General features: G+C 46.8%; 11 protein-coding genes and 1 pseudogene. 11 read left to right on the forward strand and 1 reads right to left on the reverse strand.

What is annotated here, in order from left to right:
* The first annotated feature begins 646 nt into the window (after window positions 1-646).
* The 11 genes and pseudogenes from ACIDITHRIX25_RS80940 (at window position 647) to ACIDITHRIX25_RS80990 (ending at window position 15,414) form a co-directional block, all read left to right on the forward strand.
* Entirely contained in the window at window positions 647-2,896 is a 2,250-nt protein-coding gene (locus tag ACIDITHRIX25_RS80940) for a DUF6049 family protein (RefSeq protein ID WP_201733506.1), read from the forward strand.
* A 3-nt stretch (window positions 2,897-2,899) separates the two neighbouring features.
* Window positions 2,900-4,516 (forward strand): murein biosynthesis integral membrane protein MurJ, encoded by a 1,617-nt coding sequence (gene murJ, locus ACIDITHRIX25_RS80945; protein ID WP_052606088.1) that lies wholly within the window; start codon window positions 2,900-2,902, stop codon window positions 4,514-4,516.
* Window positions 4,513-5,364 (forward strand): DegV family protein, encoded by an 852-nt coding sequence (locus ACIDITHRIX25_RS80950; protein WP_052606091.1) that lies wholly within the window; start codon window positions 4,513-4,515, stop codon window positions 5,362-5,364. Before murJ ends, ACIDITHRIX25_RS80950 begins: the two co-directional genes overlap by 4 nt.
* 335 nt (window positions 5,365-5,699) lie before the next feature.
* Window positions 5,700-6,029: a hypothetical protein gene (locus tag ACIDITHRIX25_RS80955; RefSeq protein WP_052606093.1), complete on the forward strand. Its 330-nt coding sequence runs from the start codon at window positions 5,700-5,702 to the stop codon at window positions 6,027-6,029.
* Between the two features lie 29 nt (window positions 6,030-6,058).
* A complete protein-coding gene (trxB, locus tag ACIDITHRIX25_RS80960; protein WP_201733507.1) occupies window positions 6,059-7,033 on the forward strand; it encodes a thioredoxin-disulfide reductase in 975 nt (324 codons plus the stop codon).
* Window positions 7,034-7,146: 113 nt separating this feature from the next.
* Window positions 7,147-7,464: pseudogene (gene trxA / locus ACIDITHRIX25_RS80965) on the forward strand (thioredoxin); the annotation flags it as partial.
* Window positions 7,465-7,469: 5 nt separating this feature from the next.
* Window positions 7,470-8,492, forward strand: coding sequence for a peptidoglycan-binding protein (locus ACIDITHRIX25_RS80970; RefSeq protein ID WP_052606099.1), 1,023 nt, complete (start codon window positions 7,470-7,472; stop codon window positions 8,490-8,492).
* Between the two features lie 277 nt (window positions 8,493-8,769).
* A complete protein-coding gene (locus ACIDITHRIX25_RS80975) occupies window positions 8,770-9,990 on the forward strand; it encodes a GGDEF domain-containing protein (RefSeq protein ID WP_201733508.1) in 1,221 nt (406 codons plus the stop codon).
* Window positions 9,991-9,992: 2 nt separating this feature from the next.
* Window positions 9,993-10,802 (forward strand): HDOD domain-containing protein, encoded by an 810-nt coding sequence (locus ACIDITHRIX25_RS80980; RefSeq protein WP_201733509.1) that lies wholly within the window; start codon window positions 9,993-9,995, stop codon window positions 10,800-10,802.
* Between the two features lie 2,963 nt (window positions 10,803-13,765).
* Window positions 13,766-14,530 carry a ParA family protein gene (locus ACIDITHRIX25_RS80985; RefSeq protein ID WP_249685755.1) on the forward strand — a complete coding sequence of 255 codons (765 nt, stop codon included), beginning with the start codon at window positions 13,766-13,768 and terminating at the stop codon, window positions 14,528-14,530.
* Window positions 14,530-15,414: a ParB/RepB/Spo0J family partition protein gene (locus ACIDITHRIX25_RS80990; protein WP_052605637.1), complete on the forward strand. Its 885-nt coding sequence runs from the start codon at window positions 14,530-14,532 to the stop codon at window positions 15,412-15,414. The genes ACIDITHRIX25_RS80985 and ACIDITHRIX25_RS80990 overlap by 1 nt, the downstream gene beginning before the upstream one ends.
* Window positions 15,415-15,621: 207 nt before the next feature.
* Here ACIDITHRIX25_RS80990 and ACIDITHRIX25_RS80995 read toward each other — a convergent pair whose 3' ends face one another.
* The gene (locus ACIDITHRIX25_RS80995) at window positions 15,622-16,260 is read right to left on the reverse strand and encodes an RsmG family class I SAM-dependent methyltransferase (RefSeq protein WP_201733511.1); all 639 of its coding nucleotides are present in this window, start codon (window positions 16,258-16,260) and stop codon (window positions 15,622-15,624) included.
* Between the last annotated feature and the right edge of the window lie 2 nt (window positions 16,261-16,262).

Raw genomic sequence — 16,262 nt, forward strand, 5'->3', positions numbered from 1 at the left:
CCACATCCGATCTTGACCATAGAGCCTTAAGGTCACAAAAAGTACAACAGAACTGAACATAGAGGCATTCAAAATTTCGATTTGAAATGCCTCTATACTTAGAGTGAAGGCGACTGCTTGCTTTACATGCCGATTTTTGGATCTATGACTCAAAACCATTTACACATCAAAGAACCGATAAATCGTATTTTGACAAAAGGTAACTCCTCGAAACAAACAACTTTGAGCTCTCTAGCTGGCACCGTGGTCACATCGAACGACAGCCAATCCCATAGCCGCCTGACTAAAAACACCAAAGATATAAGCCGCCACACAACGCATTTGTCTAGGTACCTTTAGAAACAAACAAACCATTACCCCGATCTCCACATAGGATAAAATAGAGACGTAGCGCTCAATAGAACGTCACAAGAATATGGGCCATCGAATATCATAGGAATCCTTGAGCTAGCTCTCAATTTAGCTATCTCCGTCAGAGGATCGAGACGTGGCAACCCCTTAGAAGATGCCGATATCAACAATCTAACAAAAGTACCATTAGCATTGACATGGTCGAAGACCACCGTCCACAAACCGTGGTCTGAGCCAGAGTAGTCAAGAGTGTAGGTTGCGACCTAAGTACAATGCAGGGGCATGGAAAGCTTCGATGGCGCTAAGTCAAAAGTTCAATCTAGCCAGGATCCTCACGAATAGGGATAACTATGACTCTCGACCCAATAAGCTGAATTTCTATTTGGTAAAAGTTAGACCAAGTTCAAATACATACCGGAACAACAATTACTCGAATAATTCAAGGCTAAGAACAAAGGCCTTTGGCCGACTACTTACTTCGATCGTCTTTCTCGCAACCTTTTTCACCTTCGGAACGATCTTTGTCGGGCCCATCGCATCATCGTCCGCAGCTGCCGCAGAGACGTCGCCCTCAATCACAGTTACAGCAGGTCCTTCCATAGCACATCTAGGAAGCGGCTATGTAATTTCCATAAAGGTCACCAACGCACCCTCACACTCAGCTATAGAGGGCTTGCTCTATCCAAAACTTCAAAATCGAAGTGAGTTAAAGTATCTAAATAATGCTGGGAGTCTCAGCTATCCAATCGCATTTTCTAGACCGGTATCGGTTCCAGGTAACCAAACGGCAACTTCCACCCTTGTAATACCGATCTCATTTACCGCGCCGGGTTCGGCTAGTTCTAACAAATCAGGCTTCAACCTCGATCTCACTGATTGCGCCAACACATGCGATGGTGTTTACCCATTGGTAATTACCATGATCCACAAAGGAGCCACGATCGCATCTCACGCAATTCCTATAGCTATTTTGAGTCCGGCCGTCCCTAGTACCGTTCCTCTTGGACTCGGGCTAAACATAGATCTAACTTCTCTAAAGAATGCAAATGCCATCCCAGTTATCTCTGAGCTTGCTAAACTTCTATCGACCTATCCGACCCTCTCGCTCACCCTAAGCTTTAGCGCCCAAACTCTAGAAGTAATCAAAACCTCGAAATCGCAATCCGCTCACCAAGCGTTACGCACGATCGCCAGCTGGGCCTCTCAGCCAAACCACCAAATTCTCATCAATAGTGTCACTCCGTTGAATTTGGTGCAGTTGGATGCTTCTAACCTTCTTAGTTACATCGCCCAAGATAGCGCCCTCGCCTCAAAGATTGCAAGCCAAGTCGGCCTTACACCAGCTACATCGCCCAAAATATTTGTTACCCAAGGACCCCTTGATAACTCTGCCCTTAGCGCGCTTGCTAACGATGGCTTTCATCAGGTTGTGACCGCTGGCAACAACCTCGACCTTCCTGACCTAAAGTACACACTTACAGCCGGGTTGAGAATACCTCAGGGAGCTTCGAGTCCAGTTTCAATATTAAGCCAAGACCCAAAATTAAAGCAAGATCTTCAAAAACCATCAAATGCCTTTGAGAAATCAAACTTTACGATCTCTGATTTGGTATCGGTCTTTGAAGATCAACCTAATGATTCAACACAGCGAATAATGTCGCTTACCCTACCTGTCAATAGCTCAAACCAAATAGCTGTTGCCAATGACTTCCTTGGCTCTTTATCGGGTGCAAAAGTGATAAAAATCATGACACTTGGTCAAGCATTCGACGCGTTAAATTCCGCTAAGCCAAAAGCTCAGTGGCTAGAGACTTCTCTCACACGACAAAGACACTCCCAAATAGCCAATCTTGCCACCTTCAATAAAACTGCTATCAAATTAGCTGCTACAAAGAGTGCCTTGATCAATAAGAAACTCGCAGATCCAATGACCCTTTGGCTTATGGAAGCGCTATCATCGAATAACTCGCAATCTCAAAACCAAAGCCTTCTAGCCAATATCAACTCATCGATCACCAAAATCTTCTCAGGTGTTTCACTTCCAAGCAATAGAACTGTCACATTGACTTCAAATAATGCAAGCGTTCCCATCTCTGTTACTTCACATTCGCATGTTGGCCTGATGCTTCGCCTTGGGCTATCTAGCGACCGTCTCAATATACCAAATGGCAACAACGAGCTAGTAAAAGTAGTCTCTGCCACAAATACCGCTACCTTTGTTATCTCGACCAAAACTCTGGGAATCTTCTCGGCCAAAATGACACTGTCGACACCAAAGGGAAACCTAGAGATCGCATCCACTCAAGTAGTTTTTAGATCTCTTACATTTTCCACGGTTGGATCGCTGCTAACGATCTTGGCGCTGCTAACCTTAGGATTTTGGTGGCTCAGAACCCTATTTAGAGGACGGTCGCGAAATCAAAATCTCATACCCCGCCAAGCCCCTCAGAGTCAAGTTGAATCAAAGGACCAAACAGAACCACCTGCCTTCGACCAAGAAGCCGCCTTACAATCCGACCAAAGCTCTATTGATGAGACTGATTAACAAATGAAAAAGATGGAGTCTTTGATTGGGAACGTAGCCACCAGGCGCCGAAACGCTGGAGCTATGGCCATTGGCACGATAATATCGCGCGTAACTGGACTTCTTCGCCTCTCTGCAATTGCATGGGCACTTGGAATTTACACGATCTCAGATATCTTCAACCTCTCCAACAACGCACCTAATACATTTTTCGATCTCTTGATTGGGGGCGTACTAGCCTCCACGATCGTTCCGGTGATGGTAAAAGCATCGTCTCGAAAGGCTAAAAACGAGGTCTGGGAGTCCCTTTCAGCCATCACGACTGTTACCGTTGGAGCCTTAATAATTGCCACCTTGATCTTTGAATTAGTGGCAGGGTTGATAATTCATGGTTACTTCCTCTCCAACCATGCACCAAATCGTGACCTTCAAATACGAGCGGCAATAAATCTGCTTAGGTTCTTTGCCCCACAACTCTTCTTCTATGGGGTCATCTCAATCGGAACAGCCCTACTTAACACCTTTAGACACTTTGCCGTCCCCGCCTTTGCGCCCATTGCCAACAACGTCATAGCTATCATCACCCTGGCAATCTTTCACTTCTCATTCTCCTCTCTAACTGAGGCACAAAAGCTGAACTCTCTCGCAAATGGCGGTTCACTACTTTGGCTCTTAGGGATCGGAACTACTGCGGGGGTAGCACTTCAATGTGCAATCGTCCTATATGCAATGAGAGGACGAGGCTTTGCCCTCTCTGTTCGTTTTGACCTCTCCAACCCCGCGGTAAAAGAGATCACTCGCCTTTCGGGGTGGACCTTTGGTTATGTGCTTGCCAATCAAGTCTCTCTATTTTTCATGCTCACCCTTGCAGAGGGCCACTCCCCCGGCTCTGTGAGTGCCTATAACAATTCATATCTATTTTTTCAGCTCCCCTATGGCATTGCAGCCTTTTCGGTCATGGCTGCAATCTTGCCAGACCTTGCCGAATACTACTCCCACCACGAGATAGGGGCCTTCCGTCGCAACTTAACTCGTGGGGCTCGAATCTCGGTAGCCCTATTGATCCCCTTCAGTGCCATCTATGTCACCATGTCACATCAGATAGTTCAGATTCTCCTTGGCCACGGAGCAGCAAGTGCTATTGGCATCAACTTGACATCCAAAAGCCTTATCGCTCTAGGCCTTGGATTACCGGGATTCGGAGCCTACCTAGCACTCGTACAAGGCTTTCAAAGTGCAAGGCGAGCCAAAGAGGTATTTTGGATCTATTTCATCGAGAACCTGCTAAATATTATTCTGGCAATAGTTTTAATCCATAGCTATGGCGTCTTTGGTCTTGCTCTCTCAGTCTCGATTAGCTACAGCGTCTCAGCGGTCATCGCAGCCATTGTCATGCGCCGACTAGCGCTTTCACCTTATTTGAGATCTCTTTTATACTCTTGGATTCGCATTGCGATACCGTCATTAGCCATGGGGATAGTCATAAAGGTTGTCTCAAACTACCTAGGTGCTTCAAATGGGGCTAAATTGATTGTCTATATTGGCGTCGAACTTATATTGGGGTCAATTGCCTTCGGTTCAGTTGTGGCCTTAGGTTATGGAATTTCAACAATCACCAGAAGCGGAAGAACAACAAAATGAGCAAGATCAAAATCATAACGGATTCAGCTTCGGATATACCGCCGCATTTGATCGACGAACTACAGATAGGTATCGTTCCACTTACTATTACCTTCGGCGATAAGTCCTACAAAGACGTAATCGAATTGAGCGTCGAAGAGTTCTGGGAAAAGTCACAAAGCTCGCCAACCCTTCCGCAAACGGCCGCCCCTTCTATAGCGGCTTTCGTCGAAGCCATGACAGAGGCGATTGAGAGTGGTTATGACGGAATTATAGTCATCACTCTCTCCTCGAAACTTTCAGCAACTTATCAAAGCGCTACCCGCGCTAGCGAAGAGGTCGGCCAATCAAAGATTCCGATAATAGTCATCGACTCTGAATTGGCAACATATGGCCAAGGCTCACTAGCCGTTCTAGGAAGTGAAAACTCCTCGTTGCCAATCGAAGAATTGGCAACTTTGATTAGGAACACAAAAGCGAGAACGCGCGTCTTTGGGGCCTTAGACACTCTTGATAACCTAAGAAAGGGCGGCAGAATAGGCCCTGCAGCCGCAACGCTGGGCTCAATCCTCTCAGTAAAGCCGATCATCGAGGTAAAAGACGGGGTAATTGAGGCACCTTCAAAGCAACGCACCCGAAAGCGCGCGCTTGAATATCTCTACGACCTCGTTCAAGGCCAAGCGGACCAGATAGAAAAGATTGCGGTGATTAGCGCTTTAGCGCCAGACACCGATGAGTTCGTCGCAAAGATAAAAGAGATCACAAAACTAAAAGATATCCCAGTGGCGATAATTGGACCTGTAATTGGCTCCCACAGTGGCCCAAGGACTATTGGGGTGGCCTTCACCCTTCAAGAAAAAGCCCACTGAGATAACTTTGGCATTAGGGCTTCTAGAAGGAAAAAGCATTTTATCGGGTACATGGGGCGAATAAACTAATTGATAGTTGAAGACTTCTTTTGCCCCAAATTTTTCGAATCATAAGAGCCAGATCAAGTTATCGAGTTGGTTCATTTAGAAAAACTAGATTTAGAAAAACTAAATAAAGACGAGATGCGTAGATGCCTTCAAGTGAACACTAACCAATTCGAACTGATGAAGATATTTAGAACAACTAGAGCCAACTGGAACAACTTAGATACACCTAAATCTATTGATTCCAAATCCACCCAGACCACAATAACGATTTGACAACGGAGATTCCAATGGACCAAGAGATCAATCCACAAAGCGCCCCGTCCAAAAAGAGCGACTGGCCAGAACGCGCGACAAACTTGGTAATTGAAGTTACCGATTCGATCAGAGAAAAGGGGATCTCACCCATCTATCGAATAGTGAGAGTTCTGATCTTCGGCCTTTTGGGCGCAGCCCTTGCCTCTACCGTAGCGATCCTACTATTAATTGGCATCATCCGAGCGATGACGGTCTATCTCTTTGGAGACAATGTCTGGATCACCTACCTAGTTTTGGGAGTTATTTTCAGCGCCGCGGGGTTCTTTATATGGTCAAAGCGAATCAAAGCGCTCAATGATTAAAGATTTATAAACCAAGGAACAATAAAAAGATGACCCAAAAGACTAAGGTAGCAATCGTCGGATCGGGACCAGCCGGACTCACCGCCGCCATCTATAGCGCAAGAGCTAATCTATCCCCCGTAATGATCGAAGGAGAGATCTCCTCCACCTCGGATCAGCCAGGTGGACAATTGATGCTTACAACAGAGATTGAGAACTTTCCTGGCTTTATCAATGGAATTGATGGTCCGGAATTGATGGGGAACTTCAAAGCCCAAGCCGAGCGATTCGGAACTTTGATACACAGCGCCAAAGTCTCCAAGGTGGACTTTTCCACTCGCCCATTTCGTCTTTGGACCACAGATCAAGTTGGAGATCTCAATGATCTTGATCCAGCCTATGAGACCGACAGCGTCATCATTTCAACTGGAGCTAGATCATTGATGCTTGGCGTTGACCGAGAGATAGAACTAATCGGCCACGGGGTCTCGACTTGTGCCACATGTGATGGATTTTTCTTTAGAGGAAAAGAGATTGCTGTCGTCGGTGGTGGAGATTCAGCCATGGAAGAGGCGATCTTCCTTACAAAATTTGCAACAAAGGTTTACGTGATAGTACGACGCCACGAGCTACGAGCCTCTAAAATCATGGCCGATCGCGCTATGGCTAACACCAAGATCGAATTCATCTGGGAATCTGTCGTTAGTGAACTTATCGGTGAAAACTCCCTCGAGGCGATAGTTCTGCAAAACAGAGCCACCAAGGAGACCTCGAAGCTATTAGTCACGGGTCTTTTTGTTGCTATCGGCCACGTCCCCAATACCGACATATTCCAGGGTCAGATCGACCTTGATGAAAATAACTACATCATCACCCATGATGGCACCTACACCTCCGTGGAGGGAGTATTTGCCTGCGGTGATGTTCAAGACCACAAATATCGTCAGGCTATAACAGCTGCAGGGTCGGGATGTATGGCAGCAATCGACACAGAGCGTTGGCTCGAACACCAAGTGACCCATTGACTCAGGCCAGATAAAGGAATAGACCAACCTTAAAATTGCGTTTTAAATGACGAGCGCTAATGTCGATCGAATTGGTCGTATTTTTGTAGCTAACTAATGGCGAAAGGCTAGATAAAAAGATGGAAATTTTAAAGGATAAATCCTTTGACGAGCAACTGCTAAACAATGATCTTTTGCTCGTAGACTTTTGGGCAGAATGGTGTGGCCCTTGCAAGATGATAGCTCCGATCCTAGAGGAGATTCAGCGCGAGAAAGAGGGAGTACTCCAGATCGGCAAATTGGATGTCGACGAGAACATGGAGACGGCACGCCGATACGAGGTAATGAGCATTCCGACACTAATTCTCTTCAAGAAGGGCGAGCCAGTGCTACGCATGGTGGGAGCTCGATCGAAATCAGCACTACTTCGCGAAATAGAGGCACACCTCTAAGGTCCATGACAGAGCGTTCGTTCAAAGCTGGCGCCAACGAAGAATTTGAGAGCGACCTCGGCGAGGCCGATATCCCAATTGGACCAGGGTCTAAACCCACTTCAGTAGGACACCTACAGCGGCTACTTACCCAATGTGGGTATGTAGCCGTAGATGACTTAGGTACCTTTGGCTCCTCAACCAAAAACCAACTTCGCGCATTTCAGCAGTCAAAAGGCATCACTCCAAATGGAATCTGTGATGGATTGACTTGGCATGTCTTAATTGAGGCCCACTGGAAGTTGGGCGACCGCTTGCTCTATCTAAAGACGCCCATGCTTAGAGGTGACGATATTGCCCAACTGCAAGGTCGTCTCTCATGGCTCGGCTTTGATCCAGGCAAGGTAGATGGTGTCTTTGGACCAAAGACCCTTCGAGCCGTAGGAGAGTTCCAAATTAATGTGGGTCTCTCTGGAGATGGCATATCAGGAGCAGAGACAATAGCCGAACTGGAACGAAACATCGGTCGTAGTTCGGTTACAGTAACTAGCTTCAAAGAAGCCTTGCGCTTTGGAGACCCGGCAAAAGATATAAGAACATTAAAGCTTGCCATTGCGGCCCCGCTCAGTCTTGCCGTGAATGCCGAGATGATCCGCCAATCGCTAAACAAAGAGGGCATTCGCTCCACTAGCTTTATCCATCCCGACATCACTACCATCGCAAGCCTCACCAATACCTCCGGTGCAGATCTCTCGATCTTCCTTGAAATATCTCGCTCAAACCAAGGATGTATCTCCTACTTTCAAGGCTTCAGATATACATCAACTATCGGGCGATCTATCGCCCAAACTATCGCAGATGAGTTAGAAAAAGTCCTACCTATACCGTCGGTTGAAGTATTAGGTTCTACACATAGAATGCTCCAACTTACAAGAACACCATCTGTAGTAGTAGCAATCGGGGAGCCACACCTATGGAGCCTCTACTCCATCGAGATATCAGCCGCTATTATTAGCGGCCTGACCAGCTGGAAAGCTGACCAACAGTAGTTATACACAGGGTTATCCACAACTGTGTAAATCTCAGATTAAGGTTTAGATTCAGACCATCTAAACCTTAAAGTTAGACTTTACCTACCACCTAAATAGATCGAAACAACTCTAAAACACACCTGAGATACCATCGCCATCCCCATAGCAAAAATAATGAAGGCTTCTCAAAAAAACAAGGGCCAAATTGCCCTTGGCCTTGGTTGTGTTACTAAAGAAAACTTATAATCGCCCCGATATTAAAGACAGCTAATTAGTCGAAGGTACCGGAGATGCTATGCAAGTTACGACTAGCTCAGATCGAGAACTCCTTGGTTCGCTACGGAACTTTCTTACCAATACCGAAAAGGCGCTAATTCTCGTAGCTCGAGAAGAAATCATTTGGATCAACAATGCAACCGCAACACTGATGGCTACGGCTGCTATCGATATCATCGGTCAACGACTTGACCAGATTACCACTATAGAGATTCCTGCTAAGCTCAACCACGCTCAAAGTCTCGAGGGCGAACTAGTTCACGCCACTGGAATTACGATACCAATTTCTTGTCTAGCAACCCCGCTCTCCAATAGCGAGATGATGCTAGAGATCACAGACCGAACCGAATTTGATGCCCATCACGAGCTCGCCCTCTATCAAGAGCGCCTCTGGGTTTTAGCAAATCAGATTCCTATAGGAATCTTCTACAGCGAGGTAGGCCTACGTACCGAATTCGCAAATGACTTTCTGGCACAGATATATCAAAGTCCGGTCGAGACCCTCCTTGGCACCGGATGGATTGACCAGATTCCTCCAATAAGTCGTCCTATAATCGAGGAGGCCGTACTAAAGACCCTATCTGGCGTAGTAACAGAGAGCGAAATTGATCTAGTCACCTTTAGTGGCACCACCAAACGAATCCTATATACCATTTCACCAATTATCTCTGGTGACGGGCGAGCAGGATTTGCAGGCACGGCAGAAGACATCACAGACAGATGCCTCCGCGAAGAACAGATGGCCCATGCCGCAACACATGACCCCCTCACCGGACTGCCCAACAGAGCAGCGATGATGAACGATCTCTATAGCCACCATCAAGCTCTCACCAATAAAGAGATTAAGGGCATAACGGTAATCTTCTGCGATCTAAATGATTTCAAAGTTGTAAACGACAGCTTAGGTCATAAGGCTGGGGACCGTATATTGATAGAAGCTGCCAACGGTCTACGTTATGGCTGTCGAGATGGCAATCTAGCCTATCGCTATGCTGGAGACGAATTTGTAGTCCTTTGCCCTGGAATCTTCGACAACGCTGAAGCCACAACAATCATCGCCGAACTAAAGTCATCCATGGAGGCGCCAGTCCACTTCGCAAATACACAAATAAGAATCTCTGGAAGCTTCGGCTCATTTACCTCCAGCGATCCCGCGATATCCCCCGAAGAACTCCTAAATAGAGCTGATGCCTCCATGTATGGTGTGAAACAACGTTCAAAGCAAAGACGCGAGGGGTAATTATGTCCACTTCAACACTTTCAAAGTTAGTATCGCTCCTGAAGAACGCCAACACAAACCCTTCAGTAGCATCAATGATCGTCTCAGCCATAGACAACCCCGACTCTGGGACCGGTGATATATCTAAGTTGATCAACAGTGATCCTATATTAAGTGCGAACATAATTCGAATTGCCAACTCAAACTACTATGGTCTTCCCGGAAGAGTATCTAACCTCAACTTCGCCGTCTCAATCCTGGGTCTTTTGGCAATCAGGTCGATAGCACTCGCATCACTACTTAGAGCTTCAATCGATATTCCCACGCAAATATGGCACAAACTCCTCGCCAACTCTATCGCCACAGCAAAGACTGCAGAAGCAATGTCGCTAGATCGATCATTTGGACTAACTGGAGGTCTCTTGGCGGATTTTGGTGAGGTAATAATCTACAACAGCGACAGAGATACCTGCAATCAAATTCAAAAAGAAACCCTCCTACAACCACTAGCTGAACGCGGACCCTACCAGGAAGAACTCGAACTCATCCAATTTGGTGTCACACATTCAGAACTCTCGAACTCAATCTTAACCAAATGGGGATATCCTGACGAATTCTGCAATGCTATCGCCCACCATCACCATGAACCCATAGAAGCAAGCGATCAAAACTCCAAAGCTCTCTATTGGGGAATGCTCATCGCTGAATCGATTCAGCAACCCGATCACACTACCTCAGACTCGCTCCAACTACCCTCCCCCATGGGCGGATTTAACTTCGAAACGATCTCCGAAGAGATAGGCCTCTTTATCGCGTCAGTTGACACACCGTAAGAACCAGATAGGTCCTCACCAGGTAGAGTTCACCACAATCCCAAAATAGCACGCCTCACATAACCACAAGTGCATAAATCATCCACTCAGAAAAACAGGAAACCATCCCGGAAAACTCACGGATAATTCTCCTGGAATAAACTCTTACACCAGGGATCCTGTCATGGCCATCGACCAAACCAAGACAAAGAGATCTCAATCAAAAGGCTGCCGCGAAATGGGACGACCTACTAAAACCAACCACAAACCTTAGAGACAGCCTATCTTGATGGCACAAGAAACTTTAGCTATAGTCCAATCCCGAAGCGGTTCACTTTAACTAGCAAAACCACACAACAAATGCAATAAATCCAAGAAGACCAACAGTCGCCAGTCGCCAGTCGCCAGTCGCCAGTCGCCAGTCAGAAGCATCTTCTAGACACCACAGTCGCACCGACCTGAAGTCCTTATAGTGGCTCCTGAGACCACCAAACCGATCCACAATCTGTCTTTGAGCATCTACCAGGACTTCCATTACGCTCAGACACAGTACTAGACAACCTCGACCGCATTAGCCGCCACTCAATACAACCCAAGAGCTCTCACACAAGGCACCATATTAAAACGAAGGACAAACCAGTAGTCCCAGCTCTGGATCAATTCCTAGAAAAAGCCTCATATCCATAGAAGCAAGATACTCAAAAGTCTATCCACCAAAGGGTGCTCCTTGGATAGATCCCCTATTGACCCAACCCTAAAGCCCCAACTAATGCACCCCATCTTTACCAACCGGCTCAAACCCAGCAACCTCCCCTTAACCATGGCGAAGCAAAACGAACAACTCGCCCTTAGTCCTCACCCTTGCGGTGCAACAAATCGACCGCAAAACCAATGGAAACCATCACCATAATGACCTCCCCTTAACCATGGCGAAGCAAAACGACACAAAAAAATCGTGCTACCTCAAAACTCCCTAAGAACCATACGAAGAAAGTTCTATGCAAACCACCAGCTACATCCGATGATAACGCACCATAGCCTCTGCCCTAAACGGCACAATCTTCCGCTTTATAAAAAAGCTGGGTGATGGACACAAAACCGATTATCGCCCAACCTATGGCTACGAAACCAGCCAACCAAGAGCCCGGATTTCGATTGCCATGCTTTGCACCAATCCCAACTGGTACCTCTATAACACCCGGTAGAACAATTAGGGCTAGTTCCGCTACATTTCGGACCAAATACTTGCTGGCCAGGAGGAGATCCAACCTCGGGTTGCCTAGAAACACAAAGCTATCTCAAAGAGCAATTGCTACGAAAATCTTCCAATTAGTTCTGTTGCTTACTTTAAATCTCGATATCGCGATCCTAAAGACCCTTGTGCCTCTCGGCGAAATAAAGATCGAACAACTCCCCCGTCACCACTATCCAAACCAACCATGACAGAGCCCAGAAAATTGACTGGACATAAAATTGACAGCCAAGGAAACTAACTCGGCACTGGATATTTGGGCTGATCGGCGAACCAATGTAAGAGACCCTTGAAGGGGAATCAAAAAAACGATCACACCAAAACATAAGAGACCTTCCGATCGCCAGGGGTAATGTTCGCCATATTGATCGTAGTCAGGAGCAAAACCATCCTCCTGTATTATCGATATCGAACGAAATGGATTGCGCAGCTTTTCTAGATCGATCTCACCTACTGAGAATCTGCCGAGACCATACCTGCCATGAAAGCGGTCGATCCAGCACCTAACTTATTTAGTTGCTGAACAAAATACTCAAACTACCGGCTAACTACAGACCAAATGCAAAACAATCAGAATAATACGACGACGCAGACCGGTCACTAGCCAGAATAATCCGAGGCCTAGGGCTATAGGTGTTTCACGTGAAACACAATCGCACTGACGAATGATCACCGAACTATAGGTTAGGTAACATGCCAAACATGGCTTTGACAGGGCATATCTAAGAAAAACCCTGGAAAAGAAAGCCACTAATCACCTCACCCAACAGCCAATTCAAAAACAAAAAGACTCTTTATAGCACTTGACTAGGCGAAGGTAACGCATTAAAGAAGGCAAAATTTTAAAGACAGGAAACAAGGTAGAAGCTAGCCAAAAAGATAAAGGAATAACTAACAAGACAGGATCGCTCTAAGTCCCGAACTCCCCATCACCATAGACCCGGGCAATTAAGGTCTTGCTTCCACTCCGGCGAGATTAGCAACCAAAGAGATCTATCAATAGAGATAACCACTCAAATGCAACTCCTATACCTTTCGACAAAAATTAAAACGCTTCTTTAAACGCGCCACCTGGATAGAGTACACGATTCAACAGAGCAAAACAGAACAGTCACGGTGTAGCCAACTCTAAGCCAAAAACTAAGGATGGCCCCCAGCAATTCAATGCGAACTAGATCGTCTTGAACAGATCCTTCTCGGCCTAGTACAACGGTGCCCCTGGTTCAACGGTGCCACTGGTTCAACCAATCACTACCCCCTTGACAATCCGAACTACTGTCATAGCAAAAGCAAAAAGCTCACGAGAAATCAAGATAGTCTCAGATCGCCGCCAAAACCTTACAAATCCACCCGAATCGGAGATACCCCAACGAGATCTCAATCCTTCCGGAAATACCATCGATTGATGAGATCAATAACTGCCGTACCTGTCACTACGCGATCTCGAATCGAAATTACCTCAACGTTGCGATCCATTAGGTAGATCCGAATAGACAAAAGAGCAAACCGACACCGAAAACGAGTAGCAATGCCACCCTTAATGGTGTAGCCTAACTAACATAAGTGAAACCACTAGATATCGCCCCAGCAGCCCAAAGCAAACGCCTAAATCTCACGTCACCTTCTAGAAGATCCTTCTTGAAGATCCTTCTTGAAAGACTAACGCTGCAGGCATCGATCAAATGTGTGTTTCACGTGAAACAAATGCCGTAAATGTATGGACGGGGAGACCGTGACTGATAATCAAACTAGAATCATCGCCATCGCTAACCAAAAGGGTGGGGTAGGGAAAACTACCACTTCGGTAAATCTAGCAGCCGCAATCGCCGAATCGGGAAAACGCGTCCTGGTGATAGACCTAGATCCCCAAGGTAACGCGAGTACCGGTATGGGAATCGACATTAGAGCTCTAGCCACTACTGTCTACGACGTCCTTCTTCATGATGTACCCATTGAGGATGCAATCGAACCAACCGCTGTCAAAAACCTCTTCGTTCTACCAGCTAACATAGATTTGGCCGGTGCAGAGATCGAATTGGTAAGCCAACTCAGTCGCGAGAATCGCCTCAAGAGGACGCTCGATGAAGTCTCGGACGAATTTGACCTCATCATTATCGACTGTCCACCGTCTCTCGGCCTTCTGACCATCAATGCACTTGTTGCTGCTGCCGAGGTCCTTGTTCCCATTCAGTGCGAATATTATGCATTAGAAGGACTCACCCAACTCTTCCGAAACGTAAAGCTTGTAAAATCTAACCTCAATCCAACCCTCGAGGTTACCCATATAGTGCTCACTATGTACGACTCTCGAACCAAACTAGCCGAACAGGTAGCCGCAGACGTACAATCGCACTATCCACAGATCGTCTGCAAAACAGTGATTCCTCGTTCCGTGAGACTCTCTGAAGCACCCTCCTACGGACAACCAATTACAGTATTTGACCCCATATCCCGTGGGGCAGTGGCCTATCGCGAACTAGCCAAGGAAATAAACTGATGGTACGAAAGGCTGGACTCGGTAGGGGACTTGGTTCCCTGATACCCCAAGGTGAGTCACAAGATCGCCAAGCAACTTACAAAGAGATTCCCACATCGCACATTCGACCCAACCCCGATCAACCGCGCAAATCCTTCGATGAAGAAGCCCTCTCAAGCCTTGCCGCATCGATTGGCGCAATGGGAATCATTCAACCAATCTTGGTACACGAGATCGAAGAAGGTCAATACCAAATCATTGCGGGGGAGCGCCGCTGGAGAGCCGCCCGACGGGTTGGATTAGATACGGTACCTGCAATAGTACAACAGGCCGACTCCAAGATGTCGCTAGAGCAAGCTCTGGTAGAAAACCTGCATCGAGAGGATCTAAATCCAATCGAAGAGGCGATGGCCTACCAGAGCCTGATTGAAGAGTTCGCATTCACCCATGAAACTCTTGCAACCCGAATTGGAAAGTCGCGTGCGGTAATAACAAACTCAATGAGGCTACTGCAACTACCGGCAAATGCCCAGCGACTCTTAGTAGAACGACGCATCTCACCTGGCCACGCTCGTCTGCTACTTTCCATAAGCGATCGCACGCAGCAAGAACAATACGCAAAGAGAATCGTCGAGGAAGACCTCTCAGTAAGGGCACTTGAGGCACTTCTTGGAGAAAACAATGTGCCTAAGGTCGGCAAACCAAAAAAAGACACGAAGCAATTTAAACCCGCTGGCATTATGGAACTCGAGAAAATCTTGGTCGACCTACTAGATACCAAGGTCGAAGTGCAAATGCCCAAATCGAACTCACCAAAGTCAAAAGGAAGGGTAGTCATCGAATTCGATAACCTCGAAGACCTCAAACGAATCACCGAACAACTCATCGAAGATGAAAAGGAATAGACATATCCAAAAAATATTGCGTCCGGAAGATTACTCTTTGGGCGCCGTATAGCAAGATCGCTACAAAGATAACGGCGGCTAGGCAACCAGCCAAAGCGGATCCAAACTCACCAAAAAGACCCTGAAACCTCGAAAACGGATAGGTGGAACCCTACAGAAGACGTCTACCAACCTAAGGGCCTCTGATAGCCCTTTAGCGGCCTTAGGTCACCAGAGTGGATTCTTCACTATATTTCGAAAAGCACGGCCTCTAACACGATCCTGAAGCTTGGGGATAACTACAAAGTGAAAATCTAAATGAACAAATGTAGGAACTCCAAAACCAAGTTTAGAAAGTCCCGCCACAGACCAACGTGTATTGTCGAAGCCTTGGGCGTCGGTGGGCGTCGGCGGTTCGCTAGCTAGCAAGATCCCACCGGGTCTAATAAAACCCGATGCTATCTCTGCCAATATCGGAGGTGCTCCAAAGCACCTAGCAACCACACAGTCGAAGCGTCCAAGAACATCTCCTAGCTCTTCAGCCCGTCCGTTTCGAGCGATCAATCGATCCGCTAAAGCGAACTCTATCGAGTATCGACTTGCCAATGCAGAGCGTTTCGCCATTCCATCGACCAAAGTAACAAATAAAGCGTCGTCTAAAAGGGCCATCAATAATCCCGGAATACCAACTCCAGAGCCGAGATCTAAAATCGAAAGGTTACCCGAACCAAGATGGCCTCGAACTACATCGATGTAGTTCGAGGCCATCTCTAGCAATTTTTCTAAGCTATCGGAACCGATCCCGCCAATCAACCGACTCTCTTGATACCAAGGCTCCAAGGAATCAGAAATTGAGGCATCTGTCATAG

It is taken from the genome of Acidithrix sp. C25 (assembly GCF_904848545.2).